Genomic DNA, 20,579 nt, shown 5'->3' with positions numbered 1-20,579 from the left:
TCTCAAAAAACTCAACAAATAAAGGGGCGTGCAACCTTTGGTTGGCCCGACGATGAAGATATTATGGCACTTTCCCTAGGTCTTGAAGAAAGATATCTCTAATATGAATGACATGATTCGCTCGACTTGTATTCAGTGCTGTGGATAATCACGATCGACGCTGAGCGGAAAATGATTCGATCGCCAACTCGAAGTTTACACTGCGAAACTGGAATCTAAGAGGGACCCAAAAGAACCTTCGTTTCGAGAGATGAATGAGTTATGATTGATACAAGATATTCGCTAAATGACGCTTACAAGCAATGAGGTGTTGTTTTGGAAGCAATTACGATCTGCCCCACATCTCGCTCTTCCTTGTTTTGGGCGGTTTTTATTCCGGAGTGGATGGGTCTTTTCGGTTCAGCAGCCCAGTAATCGGTAGAAATGGAGAGATTTTCGTGAACACTATGGACACAACATTCTCGTTCACCTCAAGTCTAGAATCCCACAGAACACTCTTCTCTTTGAAGTCAGTCAGCGGTGAATGGTTCAGCAGTGACGCATCCATTAACAGTGAGGGTGACCAACATATTGGAACTACTTCGAGAAGACAAATGAAACTTTCGAGTGAAGGTGTACTTCATGGGTCATTTGGAGGAACAGAGGAAGCGGGAGCCACCACAGTCAGGGTAAGTCCCTCTTTCGATGCCTTTGGCAACGTGTATTTTGGAATATATGTCGGTGTTCTCTACTGCATCTCTTCAGGCGGGAAGGAACTCTGGAACTTCGAAACCGGACGAGAGATCTGGTCGAGGTCTTTAGTCGGAATAGACAAAACAGTCTTTTTTTGCACAATGACAACCGGGGGGAGTGATTCAAACTACATCTTTGCACTTAAGGGTCGGGAGTTTCTCTGGAGAAATGAGACTGAGACTATATCTTCCGGCTTCTATTCCAGTCCGGCAATAGGTGAAGAGCGGACCGTTTACAGTACATACCATGATGGTCACCTTTATGTCTTTGATCCGGTAGACGGTTCCGAGAAGTGGAACCTTCAGATAGCAGAAAATCCTGAAAATTCAGCGATTGCGGCTAGTCCGGTAGTTGGAGATAAGGGGTTGATCTTCGCCCGTGCGTTCTATGGACAGTGGTAGGCAATATCCAGTGAAGGATCTTTGATATGGAGCACGGAGCTTGAAGATGAAATAGTGGCGACTCCGATTTCTTCTTCCAATGGTAATATTTATGTGATCGTACGTGGCGAGGCAAAGATCTTCCAACTGAACTCTTTTGGGCAGATTGAGTCATCCGAATACATAGGAAAAGACAGCCTGGGTTCACCTGTAACGAGTGAGGAAGGCGTACCGTATTATGCCGTTACTTCGAACGATATTGGTGGTAGGAGTAGACTGGGCGCGCTGAAGACGGGCTCTTCCCCTTCGGGTTCTTGGCCGCAATACGGATGCGATCAAAGCAGATCCGGAAGAAAAGTAGGTGTGTGATCCGATGAAGAGAAGACTCCCTGGAGACAAGCTAATCTGGAGAGCGCTGAGACCGATTCTCAGGGTCCCCTTCATTAAGAGATACAATCTCTATGGAATAGGCATGGAAAAGTTGCCCAGACCTCCGTTTATTCTGATTGGCAATCATGCTTACTTCATCGACGCCGTTTTGATCGAGGCCCTTACGAGCTTCCCAATAGTATGGGCTGTGGCCGCTGGAAATTTCGACAACCCTTTTTCGGGACCGATTTTGAGGGCGGCGGGAGCAATTCAGAAAAGGAAGGGTGTCCCCGATATCCCCGCCATGAGAAAGATGATTGAGGTCGTGAGCAACGGTGGAGTTCTTGGCCTGATGCCGGAGGGTTCTGTAACGTGGGATGGCGAGTTTGGCGAGGTTCCGCCTGGAACAGACAGGTTCTTGGAGAGGCTCGATGTACCGGTTGTCGCAGCTAGAATGAGTGGGGCATACCTTACAAAGCCAAGGTGGGCGGATCATCATAGATGGGGAAGGATAGAAGTGGAGTTCAAGTCCTTTGCCGGGAAAGAAGCGCTAGATTTCCTTTCTGAAGCTTCTGACTGGAGATGGCAGGAAGAGAAGAAGGTTATGTTCAAGGGCAGGAACAAAGCAGAAGGGATAGAGAAGATCATCTGGTTCTGCGAAAAGTGTGGTGAATTTCAGACGGTCAAAGCCTCAGGAGATTCAGCGATCTGTGATAAATGCGGAACATCCTTGACTGTAGACGATTATGGACTTGTCTCGGGAAGGACAGTTCCAGAGATCATCGGGATCCAGCGAGAAATTCTCGCTGAACATATTGCCCTAAACGGAGGAATCGAAGTGGGCGAGGGGACTGTTACGGAGATGGAAATTGGCAGTGGCGCCAAAACCAGTTATGCAGGAAGAGTCTCCATGAACAGCAGAGAATTGCGGATAGGAGAGAGAAGTTATCTTCTTCCCAAGATTAGAGGCCTCTCGAATTTCTTGAAGAGAATAACCGAATTCAATTACGAGCATTCCATCGTGAGACTGATGACCGGGAGCTCTTCGCTACTTCTCTTCTGGGCACACAGGTATTTCTCCCATCCACATGGTTCCTGAGTCTCGAACTCTAAACTACCACTGAAACCGTCCCTTCCTCACGATTATCTCTCTTTGAATTAGACTCGATTGCTCTCGAAAGCCGGCTTATTCCCTCTTCGATTTGATCATGCGGAACCCCCAGAGGATTGAGGCGCACGAAACTCCTGCCACTCGAATCGAACGTGAAGAGACTCCCGGGAGCGACGGCAACACCCTGTTCAATTCCTTCTTCCGCAAGCTTCCAGCCGTCCATAGAACCCGGCAGTTCTAGCCAGAAAAAGTTGCCCCCCTGAGCCTCGTTCACTCTTATGTAACCAGGAAGATGTCTGTAACAAGCTCTTTTCGTAGTCTCCCTTTTCTTGAGGCACAGTTCTAGATATCTTTTCAGGAAAGCGTCATACTCTCCTGTTGAAAGCATCTTGGCTGCAACGAGCTGGCTGAAATTCGGGACTCCAAGTGAGATCATTCTTACGGGCTCGATCAGCCTTTCGATCAATGCTTCATCGGCGATTATCCAGCCTATCCTGAGCCCTGGCGCGTAGGCCTTAGAAATGCCGCCGATCTCGATAACACAGTTATGGGTGTCGTAGTACTTGAGTGATTTGGGTGCAGGAAGATCATACTGGATTTCGGAAAACACAGTGTCGTCGATTATGGGAACCGAATACTGCTCTGAGAGTTTGACGAGGGCTTCCTTTTTCCTTTCGGGCATGTTTGCCCCTGTCGGGTTGTGCGAGCAGCTCATAGTGTATATGAATTTTACCCGGCTTCTATTTAACACGTTCTCCAGTGTAGAAAGATTCAAACCCTCCGAGTTCCTCTCTACAGGGATAACTCTGTGCTGAAACATTCTCGAGATGTTGATTACGTTAACGTAGGTCGGGTTTTCGATGACTATCGTCTCTCCCGGTCTCGCTAGAGCCGAGAATAACAAATAGATAGCTTCTTCGGTGCCCACAGTGATCAGCATGTTCCTCGAGTTTATGTGAAGTCCAGAGCTGTTCATTCTCAGGCAAAGATACTTGATGAGTTCCGGGTGGCCCCTTAGCGAAGGATAATTCAGTGTAGTGATCAGTTCCTCATCGGTTAGGTTTCCAAGTATCTCCTTCATCAGATCAACCTGATCGGCGCCTACGTGAGGCACACCTGTATCTAGACGTATGCAACCATCCGACAGACTTTTGAGAAGGTTTACCCATCTTGCCGAACCGGCCGGAAGGGTAGCCCATGAGTTGAGTTGTTCTCCCCAGGAAATCATGTCGAATTCCTTTTTTTGCGGATGGGCCGAAATTACGTATGTTCCACTGCCCGTTTTCGAAACCAGAAGTCCGTCCAGCTTCAGTTCATTGTAAGCCTTTACAACAACACTTCTGTTCAGCCTCAGCAGCTTCGAAAGCTCCCGTTCGGAAGGGAGTCGTGTCCCCTCAGGTATCTCCCTTCTTATTACTGCCGTTCTCAGTTGATCAACTAACTGCTTGAAAAAAGGGACTTCGGAGTTCCTGTCGATCACAATTTTCAACCCAATCATATAGTCCGCCTCCTATAAACGGATTATATGCCATAACTTCGATAGCACCATACCAGTTAAGAATAATTGGAGCGAACCAGAATGAATCCGTCAATGAGTGCTTGTATTATTGAGAATCCTAGGGAGATCGCTTTCGAGACACTTGGAGTGAATGGATCGTTCCATTTCTTCTTATGCGGTTTCTCTTTAGGAGGAATTACAACTATAGTCGATTTGATCGCAGATACTTCGTTACAATCAACGAATTATCCGATAAGACAATGCAGAAAGGATGACATATATGGAGGCAATTGTTAAACGGGTAAGAACAAGAGAGACAAGAAAACATGGAGGGGCTTTCACTATCCGATAAATCTTCAGACTGCCTTTTTGGAACGCGTTAGAACCAGTCCGGACTTTTCCTTTATTCGATGGTTGTTCAGGTAAATCCATCTGAAAACCGTCGATGCAAAATTCGCTTCGTCAGAAAGTCCGTTTGCCGAAAAATAGTGTATCTGAATTATTGAGATAGCAGCAAGAAGATAACCCAAGCTCTCCCGTTCGTCAAAAGAAAGAGTGTTCTCAAGGCAATAGCCTTCAAGCAAGTGAGGAAGCAGGTAGAGGAAGAGTGAAGGTGAACCCATTCTTGAAAACTCTGCAAAGACACTGTGAATAAGATAAGCGAGATCCAGCGCTTTCACTTCTCTGGTCGCGCAATCAAAGTCTATTATCCCAGAAACCTTTCCTTCGTGCACTATTATGTTGCCTGGATGATAGTCGCCATGGATTATCTGGACCGGAAGCTTGTAATAGAGCTTGTAGAAATCTGTGAAAAACTCTTCTATCATTTCCATATCTGATCTTGAAAAGAAAGATCCGGTCGAGTTGAAATACCTAATTGCAGAGGTGAGGGATTTCAGCAGATTAGTTCTTTCGAAGAAACTCCCTTCTGCTTCTTTAAGAACTCTGTGAAGCCTCCCGGTGAAGATTCCTAGCTCCTCCGCCATTTCGGGCGTGGCATTGGAAATGTTGGAATCGGCCTTTTCGCCTTCTATGTATGGAAACAGCGAATATACATATTTCCCTATCTTCACCTCGAACTCACCACTTCCCGAGGGAATAGGCGCAGATACGGGAAGCCCACTCTGGACAAGGTATTTAAGAAGCTCAGTCTGGCAAGATCTAGAAGGAAGAGATGCGACCCTCCTCTTCAATACGTAAAAAATACTGCCAGACCTCACAATGAAAGCTCTAGCGTTAGTCTTTTTTTCAAGTACGATTTTCCTCTTTAGCCCCCAGAACCTGGAAATCCGGGAGAAGGGAATACTCGACATGTTATCACCCCGGATATAAACATTGAGATTATACAACATTTCTGGTTGATTCTTCAGTCAGGATGTTGCTCCGGTTTCACCCTTACTGATCTCTTCCTTATTTTGTGAGCGATAATCGTAGCCGCCACAAGAAAAAAAGTTACAACGCCGGCCCAGAAGAAAGCGCTGCCTCCACCGGCCTTGTCGGCAATCGAACCCACAAACATGTTCCCGATAGGTGTTGACCCTGCGAAGACGAGCGAATATACGCTCATAACTCTTCCCCTAAACTCATTATCGGAATTTATTTGCATAAGACTGTTAGCAGTTGTTGTAAAGAAGATATTCGCAAATCCCATCAAGCCAATCAGCAAAGCCGAAAAGGCATAGGATCTGTTGAATGCCATAATCATAAAAAGCGATGATGTGATGAACGGAACGACAAAGAGTCGAACTCTATTCGGCCCTCTTGAACTGCTGCTTGCAACAATTAGCGCACCAAGCATGGATCCTACTCCCAGAGCGGACATCAAAAGACCATATCCTTGCGCGTCAAGACCAAGCTGATTTCTCGCGAAAACAGGGATTAGGACGCTGTAATTCATGCCAAAGGTACTCACAATAGCCAGAATGAGGGTTGTCGTAGTCAGTATCGGCTTACTAAACAGGTAAACTAGCCCTTCCTTGATATCCGGTATCACGGTTCCCTTTGGTCGCTTCTTTATTACAGGTTCAACGTCTATCTTCAATAATCCAAAGATCACAGCCAGGAAAGTCACACCGTTAACCAGAAAACACCAGCCTGCTCCAACCAGAGCCATAACGACCCCGGCAACCGCCGGGCCCACTACTCTTCCCAGATTCATTACTGTTGAGTTCAACGCGACTGCGTTCAGCACAACATCACGTCCCACAAGTTCAATCATGAAAGACTGTCTTGCAGGAATATCAAGTGTCTTTACCATCCCTAGGCCAAGAGCGAGAAGAAATATATGCCAGTACTGAACCGAATCTGTGAATACAAGAATTGCAAGAATCAAGGCCAGAATCATGGAGATCGTCTGAGTCAGCAGAACGATACTTCTTTTGGGAAATCGGTCGACGAAGACTCCTGCAGGTAGCGAAAATAGAAGCACAGGAGTAAACTGAGCAACTCCGAGGAGTCCCAGCAAAAACGGCGAATCGGTAATTGTCAGAACAAGCCATGACTGAGCAGCTGTCTGCATCCATGTTCCCATAACAGATATGAGTTGACCGATCCAGAAGTATCTGAAATTTTTAACTTTTAAGGCCGGAAAGGCTCTCCCCATTCTAGAGTGGAGCAAGCATAGTAAACTGTTAGCCAAACGAATCATCTCCGCGACTATTGTACTACATTTTCTGGGGTTATAATTGAATTGAAACGGTCGCAGCCAATGTGAACGAATGGATGTTCCAAGATTAGATCAAATGTATTCTAGACAGTAGAGCCCTAAGGTTCTTTCAAACCACCAGAAAGCATGGAAGGAGGCAGATTCAATGGATGATTTCAAACCACGCGTTCTTCGAAGAGCTGAGATGGAAAAAGAACTCGAAAAGCTCCTGAATGTAGAGGCGGAAATAAGATCAGACTCTTATCTTCTCACATTCTACTTCCCTATGGAAAACATGACAAGAGCCGATGCCGAAAGACATGTTAAGTCATTCATCCTTGAGCATTTGAGAAAGGACGAGAAGTTATCTGGAATGGGAAAGATCAATCAAAGAATTGTTGAAGCCGTTCTTACTGGTTTGGGAAATACAAAAGAACTTCGAAGAGGATTGGCGATTTTCGTTGAATTCCGCATGGGAGAAGACGTAAAAGCCGATGAGGTGATAGAAGGCTTGAGCATCATCCCTCTTTCACAGGTACCGGAGAAAGAGATATACATAGGCAAGACTTTTGATCTTGATCAGTTGATCTGGCTTTCAAGTTCGTCCATAGACGCCCTGATCGTATCGTTGGAGAGAGAGAAGTCATCTTTCTATGCGATGGATGGCAACAAGCTTTCGTTAATAAAGAGTATTGAAAATGAATTCATTAGGAAAAAGGAACAGGAGTATATGGAGGAATACTCTCCCTCACCTTCCTCAGGAGCGATGTACCACGGCAACGCTTCGGAGAAAGTCGGCAGGGCAAAAGAAGAAGAGAACCGAAGATTTCTTCAGAAGATTGCCTCACTGATAAAGAACGACGAAGATCTTCCAAAAGATGTTAACTATCTAGTCATCTATTACTCTTCTTCCTTTAACGAGACTATGGAGAAGTTCAAAAACGAAGCGAGGCAATTATTGCCTTATGCACACCCTGTCTTCGTCCAGAAAACCCTTAATCAAGAGAGGCAGCTACAGGAAGATGCCTCGAAGCTTATAGAGAGCGTGAGCAGAAAGATCCGAAGGGAATTTCTTCACAACGCGAAAGAGAATTTCGAGAAATACGTTGAAGGATGGACAGAAGTCTCTAAAGCAGCAAATGATAGAAGGATCGATACCCTTTTCATTAACCCAACTGAGAGAAAGAGGGGTTACGTGCTTGGGAGAGAGCTCGTATATACACATGCAGTCAAAGACAGCAGAGAGGTTAGAAACGTAGGTCCGTGGATCGTAAGGAGTGTCGTAAACAACGACGGCAAAGTAGTGGTGGTAGATAAGGAACTACTTGATTGCGAAATTGCCGCAAGGCTGAGATATTGATTTGAACCTACAGGAGGTGTGATAGTGAAACGAATTGCAGTATTTGTTTTGATTCTGGGAATGGCCTCGGCACTGGTTGCCACTCATTTCTCCGTTGGTATGGGGTTTGTTCTCAACCAAAACAGACAGACGAAGGAATTTGATCTCCAGTTTTTCGGGAGGACTCAGGTAGGCTGGATGTTGTTTAGCAAACCCGTCTTAGGCATTATTGCAGATGTTCCGGTCTTCGGATTCGGCTTTGAGGAAATGGAATTCTATTCTCTTGACCCCACGCAATCACTCATAGGACTTTATGCCGAACTGGGACTCGAAGATCTCGCGTCTTCTCTTCCGCCTGTCTTCTTCAAGGTAACGGCGATGACTGAACTGTCTAGCATCCTTGCAGCTCGAGACATAAAGTATCTTCCGCTAGTCTCCCACATCGGAGCAGGCTTCGACATGAGCGACTTCAGTCTCGAGCTGGCAACTTCAATCATAAATGTGGGATTCAACCTTGGAGATCAGCTGGCAAGACACTCGACGTTCTTTCCTCACTTTCATCTGGCAGGAAGATACAATTTTGATTTCTAGTGTAGACGGGCTAAATGGCCCGTCTTCGTTCTCTTCGAACTGGAAAATCGCGGGTCTGAAGCTGCAATTAGCACGAAGAGCATTCTCGAAATATACTTAAGGGTGCGTCCTTGATAGATCAGATCGTAATGTGGAAAAACGCCGCCAGGATAAGTTATTGGGGACAAAAGGTGAAACAATCTTTCTCCCTTGACTCTGTTCCGAGATTCTTCCATGCCTTCATGGTGCCTTCGACGACTTCAGGAAGAGTAGTCCGGGGGGTTAAAGTCAGTATTCATGCCTTTCCCCTGCGGCATCATGAGCCATGCGCTACACCCGCATCCCGATCTTTTCTCATTTGAAACGCACACCATGAAGCCTGCCTGATATCTTTCAGTCCGGGGCTTTCACAAAGCACCTAGCGGTGCTTGACCAATTATCCTTCTATTCATCTTTTATCAGCTGAAGCGAGTAAAGCTTTTTGTATTCGGAACTGGTCTTCAACAGCTCGTTGTGAGTTCCACTTGCAACAATAACCCCATTACTGATTAGCGCCACTCTGTCGCTCAGTAGGACCGTTGATAATCTATGAGCAACCATCAGCACGATTATGCCTTCAGATCTCAGACCCAAAAGAGTATTCTGAATTATTTCTTCAGTCTTTGAATCGATATTTGCCGTGATCTCATCAAGAATCAGCAGTCGTGGATTCGAGACAAGTGCTCTGGCCAGCGCGACCAACTGTCTCTCACCGCCAGAAAGCTGAATGTCTGCAACTAATGTGTCGAGTCCATTCTCGAATCTTCTCAGCAATACGTCCAGGTTTGTTCTTTCGAAGATGTTTTCCAAACTGGCTTTAGAAATCGATCTACCCAGGGTAATGTTTTCCAGGAGAGTACATTTTTCAAATAAAGTTGGTGTCTGCTCCACAAAGCCTATATAGGGTCTGAGTAATGCAGAATTCGATACCGGATCGCCATTTATGTAAATGGTTCCCGACTGGGGTTTTTGAAGTCCCATAAGAATATTCAGAGTAGTGGTTTTGCCGGCGCCGCTCTCGCCTACCAGCGTCGTGATTTCCCCTTTCCTCAATTCAAGAGATAGACCTTTTAGAATTTGCTTGTTGCCATAGCCAAACGCAATGTTCTCTAAAGAAATGCTCCGTACATCTTCTAACTTAGGACTACTGTTGCTCCTTTCTTCTTCAGGAGCTTCCAGCACCTCGATTGTTCTTAGGAGTCCTCCCCAGCTTTGCCTTAGAAGAATGTTCACCTGCATGAGCAGCTGAATAGGGTTGAATAATGATTGAACGTAAGCCCAGAAAGTCATCAGAATTCCTACGGTAATCTCACCCTTCATTACCAGGTAACCACCATAGGCAAGCAGTGAAAAGGAAATAAGTCCGTTTATCGACGTCTTGAGTGTACCGGCGATTTTTATTGACTTTATGAACCTCTTGCCCGCATAAATATGGTCTCCTTGAAAACGATCGAAGAAATTCATGACCCAGGCAAATGGCATAGCGATTCTGATCAGTTTCATATTATCGATTATGTTACTTGTGACTCCTGCCAGTTCGCCGAATTTTTCCCTCTCCACCTTGCTCCTTTTCTCCACCATAATATTGAAGAACATTATCACAAGAAAGGAAAACACGATGAAGCCTAGGGGCAAAAGAGTCAATTTCCAGTTAAAAGCAAACATGATTGCTAGAATCGCCGTTATTTGAACGACTCCCAATAACAGTATCGGGAACACCTGCGCTATAACAGTTCCTACAAGTTCCAGATCAGATATCAATCTCGATACGAGCTCGCCGGTTTTATTCTTGTGGAAAAAGTCGAAAGGAAGAACAAACATCTTTTCTAGCAACTGCTTTCGCAAATCCGATTTTGCCATGAGGGCCGTGGTTTCAAAAACCACCTCGCCAAAATAAGTAAATATCAAGCTTCCAAACCAGAGCCCGACGACAAGCAAAACGTACTTTACGAGAAGGTCCATGTCGCCAGAAGGGATAACTACATCTATTAGCAGCCTTATCAAGAGCGGAAAGACAACTGCAAGTGCAATCATCACGCCGACTAGAACTGCAGCCAGCAGTTCCCGTTTCCAGTAAACCTTGAACAACTTGAAAACAAACCTGCGAACTGTCTTTTTTTCATTCTCCATATTTCTCCCCCCCCCCATCGGGCTGTTGTTTCACAGGCCATTCGAAAATATCGCCTTCTTTTCCGCTTATTCTTGAACACCGGGGATCTGGTGAATCGTACGAATTATAGTAAGAAAAGGCTAGAGCTCTGCAACCTCCATTACATTGAGCAAACTTTACACAATCAAGACACTCTGAGATTTCGCGATTCGTTCTAAATGCATCAGCTTGTTTAGAGAACCAAATCTCTTCTATTGAGTTACGGAATACATTTCCATAACTGAAACGTGCCCTGTCAAGACCTTCTACAACATCGCACAGTAGAACCTCCCCATCTGCACCAATCTGCATTGCGAGTTTAGCACCACCACAACTGAGTGAACTAGTATATCTGTGCACCCCAAAGACAATCTCTGGCTTATTGCCATACTTTGATCTGAACGCTTCCACAACCTCCAATGCACTTTCAATCTGATCTCTGTTAGGGATCTCATTGATTCTGGCTCTTCCAGAAGGCATCAGAGTCACTATTCTAATCTCGCTTACTCCCAAAAATGGGAGGTTTTCTAATAAATATGGCAACTCTTCCAGATTCCGCCTTGATAGAGTTATTCTTGCTCGTGTAGAGACATTTGCACTCTTGCAGTATATGAACGATTCAATTGCGCTATTGAAGGCGTGTTTAGGTAATCCAACAATTTCCGACCACACCTCAGGATGCCACGCGTCAATACTTATCTGAATGTTCCTAATACCAGCAACAACAAGCTCATCAACTTTCTTCTTGCTCAGTAACAATCCCTTGGTAGAGAGCTCATAGGTTATTCGGCAACTTTCAAGATAACTTACTATTTCTGATAACCCTGAATGGGCAATCGGATCACCGCCTCCCAAACTTACATACTCTACCTTTCCGAGTTTTCTAGCATCTTCAATGATCGATATTACCTTCGCCGTAGGAAGGTAGAAAGCTTCGTTTTCGCTTCCAAAAGCTCCATAACAATATTCGCAATTGTAAGGACAGTAATTGGTTAATGCAAAGCCTATGCTGCTTATCCTTGCAGGAACAACTGGACAACTTTCATCTGCAGGAATGAAAACAAATTCATGCCAATCCTCCATAGTTGATAGCCTCTTCTCTAAAGCCATAGGCAGCATAACAAGGACATGCAATTCATGCAGTTTTTCTGCAAGCCTTGTTATATCATTTAGAATTGTTCTAGAATCTACTTTGTAAAGCTCAGACAAGAGGATGGCGATTTTGCTCATACTTCTAGTGCCATCACATAATGAAAGGAAGATAGCGTCGGTTTGTGTAACATAAAGTGCAACAGTTTTTCCAATGAACTTCAGTATTCCGCCTTTGTTAGTTTTTATCAAGTCAATTCCTGGAGAACGAAATGGAAAGCCTTCTTGTAAACTCATGCTCCTACCTCCTTGGTTTGACCTAACTAAACTGGACAATTGCCAAAATGGACAGGGCAGATAGCAATATCAACAAATTACCACGTTATTCCGCAGATGACAATAGCATCTCGACAGAAGCTGCAAGAGACAATTTCAGGAAAATCACTTGACAACATGTAATATCCCAAAAGCATAAAACCACTCCTTTATCAGAACAATCAGAACACTTATGGTCTGCTAGATGCAGCTACCAAATTATTCCACAAATGACAATCGCGCTCTCACAAAAAGAGCACAAAGACAGGTTCACTAAGTCAGTACTGATCTCATAGTACCCACTGAGCATCCTAACACCTCCATTTCTTTGTCAATAACAAACTCCTTCCACAATGTACACAAAGCACGAATTTGCCCTGTCCAACCAATTGCGGTTTAACATGTTTAACATGTTTGCAGAATCCACTTTATATTGTAGCATACTTGACTTATATTATGACTATAAACTACATTAGTGTTACATTATGCAATATCATGTGCTGAACACTACGAATGAGCTCAATATCTTGAGAGGTTATAGATCTTGTGAAAATTGTGAGCATGTTTGCAGATTTTTGGCCGGATTTCGAAGCAAGCTGGAAGTGCCTCACCCTTTAGCTTCGAAAGGATTTCACGTTGTTTGCCAGTCAGTTCACTTCTCTTGGAGAAATCACTCATATCAAAAGAGAAATGATCCAGTACATTCTCTCCAGTCCGTTTCTCATTCTCTTCCAACTTATCCCGTTGCGAGCTTTTCATTGCACATAAGTCAGCGAGTTAAATGCCGCCAATATACTGGTTCTTACGCGAGCTTGTTTTTGATGATTTTGAGTACTCCATTACGTGAGGAGGGCCATGCAGCGAGGAAGGTGTTAGTCTTTGTCTGCGAGAAAAGGCGACGATCTGAAATAGCTCCACAAGAAAGGTTGTTCGATGCCCGTTCTTGGTTGCTGGCAGGAACATACATATGGATTACTGACCAAATATCGTGAAGAGTGAATCTCGGGAAGAGGCATTTGCACTCCAAGATGCTCAAAACAAGCGCGGGATTTTGGAGCGAGATCCCGTGCAGAGGCATCATCGGATGACAGTATTAAGAAATTCTGGAAGCGTCCCTATTCGTCATGCTGAACTTGATTCAGCATCTCGGTATTGAGAGCCGCTGTGCGCTGTTAGAAGCGACACTCCGTTGACAGCCCCAGATCATGTACCCGTTCACCGATAAGATCAAAGACCAGATCCTGATCAAGAGCACATCAGGATGGCAAATTGAGTTGGTTCAAACAAGTTGATATTTTTCGCCGGGTGATTGCTGTCTTCTCTTCCTTAAGCTCCAACCAACCACGGCTATTAGAACAGTTGTCAGTTCCAAGATCCAAGTTGCAAAGTTGGAAGAACGGGTAATCAGTTCTCGGTTCACCGTTCTCCGAGAGGAGCATAGGGACATCGGTTCCAAGCGCAAGAACGGCTGGACGACACTAAGAGTCTCTCGCTCCGTTGGGCGATCAGAGTTTCTTTTAGAATCATAGAGGAAAGAAAAAAAGACGCTCTGAAAGCGTCTTCAATAAAAATTCTACCACGAGAAATTGTTAAAGTCAACCGGTCTTGCTGTTGACGGCAGGTTAAGGAATCTCACCCGGGAATCTGCAATCCCTTTGGTTTTGTCGATCTGAATCTATTATTCACATATCAACTACAGTGAGTCGTCGCAAAGAGTAATCATAGTATTGGATGAATCCAGAAACTCATCCAGCCGGTCCAAACCTTCAGCGAAGCTCTTTCGGCCCAATCCCATTCTGAAGAAGCCACCTTCGTAATCGTACATCGATCCGGGAAGAAGTAGAATTCCCGCGCTTTCCAGGACCACCGAGCAGAAGTCTTCGACGTCCCCTCCAACGAACTGTACAAAAGCTATGGGCCCTGCCTTTGGCCTCGAAACTCTGAATACCGACGAGTGCTTCTCAAAGAAGGGCGCAGCCCGATCCCAGTTCTGGACGACTATCGCTCTGTTCCTTTTCAGGATCTTGTCTCCTACACACAGCGCCTTCCAGGCAAGATACTCCGAGGGCGCGCTGTTGCAGATCGTAGTGTAGTGTTTGAATCTTGTCATTGATTCCAGGACGCTTTTGTTGTGAGATACAACCCAGCCGATTCTCAAGCCGGCCAATCCGTAAGATTTTGACATCACACCCAGTGCAAGAGAGTTGTCGGAAATGTCTGCAAAGGACTTCTGCTTTTCTACAGATTGATCAAGCTCAAGCCCTCTGTAGACCTCGTCGGAAAAAACGAAAATCCCCCTTTCTTCGGTAAAGGAAGCGATCTTCATCAGGTCTCTGTTAGGCACAAGGTATCCGGTCGGGTTATTAGGATTGTTTATCACAACCAGTTTAGTTTCTGGACGAACAAGATCCTTCAGTTCATCTACATTAAAGCTCCATTCTTCCCCACTTCTTCTCAGTTCCCAGCGGGTTATTTCACATCCTATTGCGTTGGCAACTTCGTACAGTGACTGATAAACCGGAAACTGGCAGATCACATGGTCGCCTTTCTGAAGAAAAACATTCATGAAGTTGAAGATAGCCTCTTCCGCCCCGGAATGAACAAGAACATCCTCTTCTCCAACAGTCGAGTACAGGCGGGAGATCTCCTTTCTCAATATCGGATTGCCCGAAACTTCAGTGTATCCAAGCCATGTATCGAGAAACTCGGACGAGCTGTCCCCCGCCATTTGCAGCAATTCTTTAATTGTCATGGCTTCGCAGTCCGACTGTGCAAGAAGATAAGGCGCACTAAACTCATGCTTTCCAAAGTAGACTTCCAGTTTGAAATCGTTAAGCTTCATTCTCTACCTCCCACACCATTCGATGAGCATTTTTAAGAAATCCATATAGGCGACTACGGTACGTCAGAATCCTACAATCAAAATGTAAGTTTAGGCTAAATCTTCACTCTTCGAAGGGAAAATCAATCACGAAGATATTCTTTCCATCCAGATGAGTGTATTCAAGCTTCAAGCCATGCGCCCTGAGGATTGACCTGACCACCCGAAGGCCCAGTCCGTACCCCTTAATTTGCTTGGCCTCCTCGAGTTCTTCGTTTTGAACGAAATCGATAGCTTTTCCCATGTTCGAAATCGAGAGAAAGGAACCATGTTCATCGGAAATCAGTTTGACCTCTACTGATCCGTCGGTTGTGTATCTGCAGGCGTTGTCGAGCAGATTGATGATCACATGCTCCAGCATGTAGCCGGAACCTCTAATCACTATATCTGGCGCAATATCGATTTCCAGATCTTTATCGGAATGAATCATTAAAATCTTTTCAATCGTCTGGAGCAAGAGCTGAGAGAAATTAATGAGATTTTTCTCGATCGGCAGTGAGCTCTCAGTGCGGGATAGAAGCAGATAATCTTCAGACAATCGGATGAGTTTATCAACTTCTCCCAAAGTCGATTTCAATGCTTCGCGCATTGTATCTTCAGAAAAATCCTTGGTAAGAGAGAGTTGTAGATTTGTTTTCATTACTGCTAGCGGTGTACGCAACTCGTGGGCAATCTTAGATGACATCTGCTTCGCATCTTCTATCAACTGTTCGATTCTGATCAGTGATTTGTTGATCTCACGTTCAAGTTTTGAAACTTCTTCGCCGGTCTTCCTAAGCTCGACTCGAGAGTTCTTCAGACCACTCCTGCTGATTCGCTCAAGCTGATTCCCTGCCTCTTCAAAAGGGTTTATTAGTTTTCTGGTGAACACCATTCCGACTACGCTGACAATCAGAAGGGTCAGAAGAGAGAAGATTACGATCGTCACAAAAACAAATCTGAGATATTTCTGAGACTCATCCAAATCGTAGAAAGTCACGAACTTTTCTTCCTTTCCTTCAATTATCTCAAATGAAGATCTAAATCGATAATCTCCTTTAGTTCCGCTTCCGGTTACTGCCTTGAAAAACTCCGGTTCGGCACGGAAACTGGCAATCGGAACTTCATCAGTGTAAATGGCAAACCCCAGATCTTCATCCCCGGCAAGAGTCAACAGTCTGTTCTCCTCGCCTGCGTATTTGTAAGTATTGACAATGTCATTGTGGAAGGAAATTAAGAGATTGTCTATTCTGCGCATCTCGAGATTTCTAAGAACGAAGAAAACGGTCAGTCCAAGCGAAACGACTATACTACCATAAGTAAAGAGGTACAGTAGAGTGATTTTCGACTTAACCGTCATCCCGCAATCTCCTCAACCCATACCCCTTTCTCGGTACCGTCTGTATAATATCTAGAATTCCTGCAGCCTCTAGCTTCCTTCTGATGTATCGAATGTAAACGTCGACAATATTGCTCCGAGACTCGAATCCAGTTTCCCAGATCTTGTCTGTAATTTCCTCTCTGCTAAAGACCGTTCCGGGATTCCTTAAAAAAAGCTCTAGGATCGAGGATTCTCTGGAAGTAAGCGACAGTTCCTTCTTCGAACAACTAAAAACACCGCTCCTTGAATCGTATGTCAACGGCCCATATCGAATAACAGGCTCACTTCTAAGTTGGTTCCGCCTGATAAGCGCTCTGACTCTTGCCTCAAGCTCTCTCAGGTCGAATGGTTTCGGCAAGTAATCATCCGCTCCTATCTTGAGACCTTCGATCCTACTGTCAATTTCCCCAAGGGCAGTGATGATGATTATTGGTACGTCGGAGCCGATCTCTTCTCTGAGGAAGCGGCAGAATTCATATCCGCCCATTCCGGGTAAGATCACATCAAGAATTATGCAATCATAGTTTCTCTCAAGCGCTAGATCCAGCCCATCTTCTGCATCCTGCGCAGTATCTACAAGGAATCCTTTGCGTTCTAGGAAAGCAGCCACATTCTCAAGAAGCTTCTTCTCATCTTCAACTACCAGTAACTTCATAGGACATCATTTCTTTCCGTTTTCTTTTCCCGGAGGTGTATTTGGCGGACCTGGATCATCAGGCTTTCCAGGATCTTCCGGTTTTCCGGGATCTTCTGGTTTACCTTGCTTTTCGGAAGGATGCTGATTTTCCCTTACCTCCTCAGATCTCTGCAACCCCTTGTTTATCTCTTCCAGTGCTTCCTCATTTGACTTTATACTAAGAGTAGAGGCAAAACTGCTTGCGAGCCTGAAGGTCCTAGTCCCGGTCACAACATGCCAGAAGTAAGAATTCTCTTCCTGCACCAGGAAGATGCCAAATACATTCTCTCTTGTCTGAACAGATACGAGAGAAAGCGCATCTATGATTCCAACTTTCAAAGTGGTACCCGATCCAGTGATCTCATAAATCTCATAAATCTCACCGGTTTCCGAAAGCGTGACAAAATGGGAATCGGTAATGACTCTTACCGACCCTTCGGGTAGAAGAAAAACCGCTTGAATCTCTCCTGGAACCTTTTCTTGGACACTCTGAATCAGAGAGATATCAACCGCCATATTCAGGGCCTTCCCCTCGACTAGATAATCCAGCAAAGATCTCTCGCCCTCAATTAGTACGTTAGAAAGAATCTTGGAGGAGAAAAAGAGAGACATTATTATCAAGATCCAGACGATTTTCTTCATGTAACCTCCATATGCTCATCTTTTTCGAGAAACTCTGCGCGTTGCACCTTGCCACGCTAGTGAAGAAGAAGGGCTCTTATGTCATCTCAAGAGCAGCGTCAACAGAACCTATTTCTCCACAAGAACAATTGTACCAAGATCTACGTCTCTATCCACCACTGTCACAAACAAAGGCTGATATCTGGACTCGCTCTCGTCAATCGAAAAACCTTCATCTGTGTAATTGTCGAAGAACTCTATCCTGTAATCTCCCGAAACGACTTTGCAGAACCTGAATTCTCCCTGATCCCAAATTGAATTGTCCTCATGGGTAAACGTTGTAAGTGCCTCGCCTCCATTCTCAGGAAAGAGCGCTACTAGAAGAGGGTAAATGCTTGAAGAGGCAACTCCGGTTACGTCAAAAAGGCTGCCGTGGCGCACATGAAGGACAGGAGTCATATGGACCTTGTCTTTGCGAGAATTGATACCTCCATTGTCCTCTTCAATCTTGAGATCTTCCCAACGTCCATTTATGATCAGGGACTTAGATAAGTCGAAATCAAGCACAACTGTTGTAGTTGCGTTCTCATCAATCGTCAAATCGAGATCGTTTATCTTTAGCGACCCTGAGTTGACAGTAACAGGGAAGATCTCACCATTGGCAGTCAAAGTCGCGGCTCCGACCTCCATTCTCAACTGGTTGTAGATGCCTGAGACGCTGCTTGTATTGGGCAATTCGTACGTTGCTCCGACCAGAGTGACGATATCCACTTCGAAAGGCGTATCTGAAATAACAACCGGCTGATCTTCATCTCCGTAAAGTGAAATACTCTCAATCCTTACCATCAAGGAATCGATGTCCTCTACGGGAATTACTGCATCGGTAAGAAAGACTCTTACAGTACCTATGTCAGGTTCCTGTGAGGGGAACTCCATGCACCCGGCAAAGAAAAGTGTAATCAATAGTATGATGGACAATGAAAGCTTTTTCATAATTCACAACCTCCCTCTACTTTTTCGATCATCGTAGTTTAACCCGCATCCAATTAAAGAGAGATTAAACAGACAGCCAACTTCGTTGCTATCATCATTCATCGTTGAGTAGAAGCTTACAAGGAGATAATTATCCGTAATAGTTTCTACTGCTAAATTCCTTATAATGGGAAGCGGCGAGTTCATTTGAGTTAGTCTGTAAGCAGTACATCATCTGGAGATTTGAATGCCAAATGAGCCCGACTGGTATTGCCAATGTTTCCAGGGATAGAGATTAAAAGAAGATCCGAGAAATTCTCCTCAAAAGATTCGACTTCGTAAATCTAGATTTTCGACCGTCCGGCTTCATTTGTGATTGATAACCAAAGAACTTCAGAGCAATAAATGTGAAGACCGAAGGGAAAATATCTCGGTTTGGGTCAAAAATGCGACAAATGGCAGTAACAGCTCAGAAGAAAAGAAAGAGCCTCTGCAATTCAGGAGGCTCCAAACTGAATGTTATCGTCGGCTTCGACGAATATTCTTCACTAAAAAGGATCGTCTTGTGTAGCAAAATGAGATTGACCGCGAGATCTCCTGAGCCGGTTAACTGATAACTGCAAATCCACTCGATCTACTTCTTTATTGCGGAAGCCATGTTCAAACCAAGTTCGACACACTTCTCCAAATCCTCCTGTGTCGGACAGCTCTTCGCCTCAATCACCGGGCAGACCTGATCGCATTTTGATTTCGAAGCGAACTCTTGAAGCTCCTTGAGAGCTCCTCCGCTCCATGTATAAGATCCAAATACGCCGATCTTTCTGTTCTTCATCATCCGGTTCTCTATCGCACTAACCAGTTGTTTCATCGGAGGGAAGAGCTCCATATTGTATGTGCAGCTTCCCAATACGAGACCTCTAAATCTCCAGATATCTCTAATTATGAAAGATATATGTGTGGTAGAGATATTGTGGACCCTGATCTTATCTACGCCCCCCTTGACCAATCCGGATGCTACCGCCTCCATCATCTTCTGGGTGTTTCCATACATCGAACCGTAAACAAGAACTACTCCCTCTTCGGTTTCCTCTTTGCTCCAGCGATCGTAAAGCTCTATAATTCTTGAAGGATTTTTCCTCCAGACAGGTCCGTGAGTTGCGCAGACGACTTTTATATCTACATTTTTAAGCTTTTCGAATGCCTTCTGGACCATCGAACTGTATCTTCCAACGATGTTGGAAAAATATCTAAGAACCTCATCCTCAAAGTAGTCCACATCGACTTCATCATCGAAGATTCCTCCGTTGAGGGCTCCGAAACCCCCAAATGCATCTCCCGAGAAAAGTAGTCCAGTTGTCTTCTCAAAAGTCATCATTGTCTCGGGCCAATGAACCATAGGAGTCATATGAAACTGGAGTGTCTTTGAACCTATCTCAAGCTCATCACTATCTTTCACGGTTACAACGTTGTCAGTCACTCCGTAAAAAGCATCCAACATTCCCTTTGTCTTTTCGTTCCCGATTATCTTTATCTCTGGAAAGGCTTCCCTCAGAACTTTTATCGATCCAGAGTGATCTGGCTCCATATGGTTGACCACAAGATAGTCAACCTTTCTTCCTTCGGGAAGAAGCGACCTGATCTTGTCGAGAAAATCTGAGAAGAACGGACCTTTAACCGTGTCGATAAGGACAACCTTGTCGTCTATCAGAATGTATGAGTTGTAAGATACTCCTCTTGGAAGCGGCCAAAGCGCTTCGAAGAGGTTAGTCTCAAAATCGTTAACTCCTATCCAGTAGATCCCTTCAGCAATTCTTACTGTATCACTCACTCAAAA

At 44.8% G+C, this 20,579-nt stretch carries 16 protein-coding genes; 5 read left to right on the top strand and 11 right to left on the bottom strand.

All coding sequences use genetic code 11. The features are described from left to right. The first annotated feature begins 302 nt into the window (after positions 1 to 302). From THEBA_RS13275 to THEBA_RS13265, 3 genes are read left to right on the top strand one after another with little or no spacing between them, the layout of a single operon-like run. On the top strand, positions 303 to 1,133 hold the full coding sequence (locus THEBA_RS13275) for an outer membrane protein assembly factor BamB family protein (protein WP_081484655.1): 831 nt from the start codon (positions 303 to 305) through the stop codon (positions 1,131 to 1,133). Between the two features lie 21 nt (positions 1,134 to 1,154). After that, on the top strand, positions 1,155 to 1,481 hold the full coding sequence (locus THEBA_RS13270; RefSeq protein WP_006487257.1) for a hypothetical protein: 327 nt from the start codon (positions 1,155 to 1,157) through the stop codon (positions 1,479 to 1,481). A 4-nt stretch (positions 1,482 to 1,485) separates the two neighbouring features. Continuing rightward, complete coding sequence (locus THEBA_RS13265) at positions 1,486 to 2,580, top strand: lysophospholipid acyltransferase family protein (RefSeq protein ID WP_006487256.1); 1,095 nt, start codon at positions 1,486 to 1,488, stop codon at positions 2,578 to 2,580. 10 nt (positions 2,581 to 2,590) lie between these two features. Here the strand turns inward: THEBA_RS13265 and THEBA_RS13260 are convergent, their stop codons facing one another. The 3 genes from THEBA_RS13260 to THEBA_RS13250 all read right to left on the bottom strand — a co-directional run bounded on the left by THEBA_RS13260 (position 2,591) and on the right by THEBA_RS13250 (position 6,737). Next, the gene (locus THEBA_RS13260) at positions 2,591 to 4,090 is read right to left on the bottom strand and encodes an aminotransferase-like domain-containing protein (protein ID WP_006487255.1); all 1,500 of its coding nucleotides are present in this window, start codon (positions 4,088 to 4,090) and stop codon (positions 2,591 to 2,593) included. A 356-nt stretch (positions 4,091 to 4,446) separates the two neighbouring features. Continuing rightward, positions 4,447 to 5,403: a phosphotransferase enzyme family protein gene (locus tag THEBA_RS13255; protein WP_257212120.1), complete on the bottom strand. Its 957-nt coding sequence runs from the start codon at positions 5,401 to 5,403 to the stop codon at positions 4,447 to 4,449. Between the two features lie 53 nt (positions 5,404 to 5,456). Next, positions 5,457 to 6,737: an MFS transporter gene (locus tag THEBA_RS13250; RefSeq protein ID WP_236609172.1), complete on the bottom strand. Its 1,281-nt coding sequence runs from the start codon at positions 6,735 to 6,737 to the stop codon at positions 5,457 to 5,459. A 163-nt stretch (positions 6,738 to 6,900) separates the two neighbouring features. On the opposite strand from THEBA_RS13250, the gene THEBA_RS13245 reads away from it, so the two are divergent. Beyond that, a complete protein-coding gene (locus THEBA_RS13245) occupies positions 6,901 to 8,094 on the top strand; it encodes a hypothetical protein (RefSeq protein WP_014731955.1) in 1,194 nt (397 codons plus the stop codon). A 24-nt stretch (positions 8,095 to 8,118) separates the two neighbouring features. Further along, on the top strand, positions 8,119 to 8,664 hold the full coding sequence (locus tag THEBA_RS13240; protein ID WP_014731954.1) for a hypothetical protein: 546 nt from the start codon (positions 8,119 to 8,121) through the stop codon (positions 8,662 to 8,664). Between the two features lie 423 nt (positions 8,665 to 9,087). Here the strand turns inward: THEBA_RS13240 and THEBA_RS13235 are convergent, their stop codons facing one another. The 8 genes from THEBA_RS13235 to THEBA_RS13195 form a co-directional block, all read right to left on the bottom strand. Beyond that, a complete protein-coding gene (locus THEBA_RS13235) occupies positions 9,088 to 10,812 on the bottom strand; it encodes an ABC transporter ATP-binding protein (RefSeq protein ID WP_006487248.1) in 1,725 nt (574 codons plus the stop codon). Further along, on the bottom strand, positions 10,802 to 12,217 hold the full coding sequence (locus THEBA_RS13230; protein ID WP_014731953.1) for a radical SAM/SPASM domain-containing protein: 1,416 nt from the start codon (positions 12,215 to 12,217) through the stop codon (positions 10,802 to 10,804). Before THEBA_RS13230 ends, THEBA_RS13235 begins: the two co-directional genes overlap by 11 nt. Positions 12,218 to 13,928: 1,711 nt before the next feature. After that, the gene (locus THEBA_RS13220; RefSeq protein ID WP_014731952.1) at positions 13,929 to 15,077 is read right to left on the bottom strand and encodes an aminotransferase class I/II-fold pyridoxal phosphate-dependent enzyme; all 1,149 of its coding nucleotides are present in this window, start codon (positions 15,075 to 15,077) and stop codon (positions 13,929 to 13,931) included. Between the two features lie 103 nt (positions 15,078 to 15,180). After that, positions 15,181 to 16,455 (bottom strand): histidine kinase dimerization/phospho-acceptor domain-containing protein, encoded by a 1,275-nt coding sequence (locus THEBA_RS13215; protein WP_014731951.1) that lies wholly within the window; start codon positions 16,453 to 16,455, stop codon positions 15,181 to 15,183. Continuing rightward, entirely contained in the window at positions 16,445 to 17,131 is a 687-nt protein-coding gene (locus THEBA_RS13210) for a response regulator transcription factor (RefSeq protein WP_014731950.1), read from the bottom strand. The genes THEBA_RS13215 and THEBA_RS13210 overlap by 11 nt, the downstream gene beginning before the upstream one ends. A gap of 6 nt (positions 17,132 to 17,137) precedes the next feature. Then, positions 17,138 to 17,794 (bottom strand): hypothetical protein, encoded by a 657-nt coding sequence (locus THEBA_RS13205; protein ID WP_014731949.1) that lies wholly within the window; start codon positions 17,792 to 17,794, stop codon positions 17,138 to 17,140. A 108-nt stretch (positions 17,795 to 17,902) separates the two neighbouring features. Continuing rightward, positions 17,903 to 18,766, bottom strand: a complete 864-nt coding sequence (locus tag THEBA_RS13200; protein WP_014731948.1) for a DUF4382 domain-containing protein — start codon at positions 18,764 to 18,766, stop codon at positions 17,903 to 17,905. A gap of 613 nt (positions 18,767 to 19,379) precedes the next feature. Continuing rightward, positions 19,380 to 20,573: an FprA family A-type flavoprotein gene (locus THEBA_RS13195; RefSeq protein ID WP_014731947.1), complete on the bottom strand. Its 1,194-nt coding sequence runs from the start codon at positions 20,571 to 20,573 to the stop codon at positions 19,380 to 19,382. Positions 20,574 to 20,579: the final 6 nt, after the last annotated feature.

Origin of the sequence: Mesotoga prima MesG1.Ag.4.2 (assembly GCF_000147715.2) — a bacterium.
GTDB classification, from domain to species: domain Bacteria; phylum Thermotogota; class Thermotogae; order Petrotogales; family Kosmotogaceae; genus Mesotoga; species Mesotoga prima.
This window is presented reverse-complemented; position numbering and strand designations above follow the sequence as displayed.

Coding starts and splice junctions, on each gene's coding strand:
- THEBA_RS13275 (WP_081484655.1), top strand. CDS start 303: ATGAGGTGTTGTTTTGGAAGCAATTACGATCTGCCCCACATCTCGCTC.
- THEBA_RS13265 (WP_006487256.1), top strand. CDS start 1,486: ATGAAGAGAAGACTCCCTGGAGACAAGCTAATCTGGAGAGCGCTGAGA.
- THEBA_RS13260 (WP_006487255.1), bottom strand. CDS start 4,090: ATGATTGGGTTGAAAATTGTGATCGACAGGAACTCCGAAGTCCCTTTT.
- THEBA_RS13255 (WP_257212120.1), bottom strand. CDS start 5,403: ATGTCGAGTATTCCCTTCTCCCGGATTTCCAGGTTCTGGGGGCTAAAG.
- THEBA_RS13250 (WP_236609172.1), bottom strand. CDS start 6,737: ATGATTCGTTTGGCTAACAGTTTACTATGCTTGCTCCACTCTAGAATG.
- THEBA_RS13245 (WP_014731955.1), top strand. CDS start 6,901: ATGGATGATTTCAAACCACGCGTTCTTCGAAGAGCTGAGATGGAAAAA.
- THEBA_RS13235 (WP_006487248.1), bottom strand. CDS start 10,812: ATGGAGAATGAAAAAAAGACAGTTCGCAGGTTTGTTTTCAAGTTGTTC.
- THEBA_RS13230 (WP_014731953.1), bottom strand. CDS start 12,217: ATGAGTTTACAAGAAGGCTTTCCATTTCGTTCTCCAGGAATTGACTTG.
- THEBA_RS13220 (WP_014731952.1), bottom strand. CDS start 15,077: ATGAAGCTTAACGATTTCAAACTGGAAGTCTACTTTGGAAAGCATGAG.
- THEBA_RS13215 (WP_014731951.1), bottom strand. CDS start 16,455: ATGACGGTTAAGTCGAAAATCACTCTACTGTACCTCTTTACTTATGGT.
- THEBA_RS13210 (WP_014731950.1), bottom strand. CDS start 17,131: ATGAAGTTACTGGTAGTTGAAGATGAGAAGAAGCTTCTTGAGAATGTG.
- THEBA_RS13205 (WP_014731949.1), bottom strand. CDS start 17,794: ATGAAGAAAATCGTCTGGATCTTGATAATAATGTCTCTCTTTTTCTCC.
- THEBA_RS13200 (WP_014731948.1), bottom strand. CDS start 18,766: ATGAAAAAGCTTTCATTGTCCATCATACTATTGATTACACTTTTCTTT.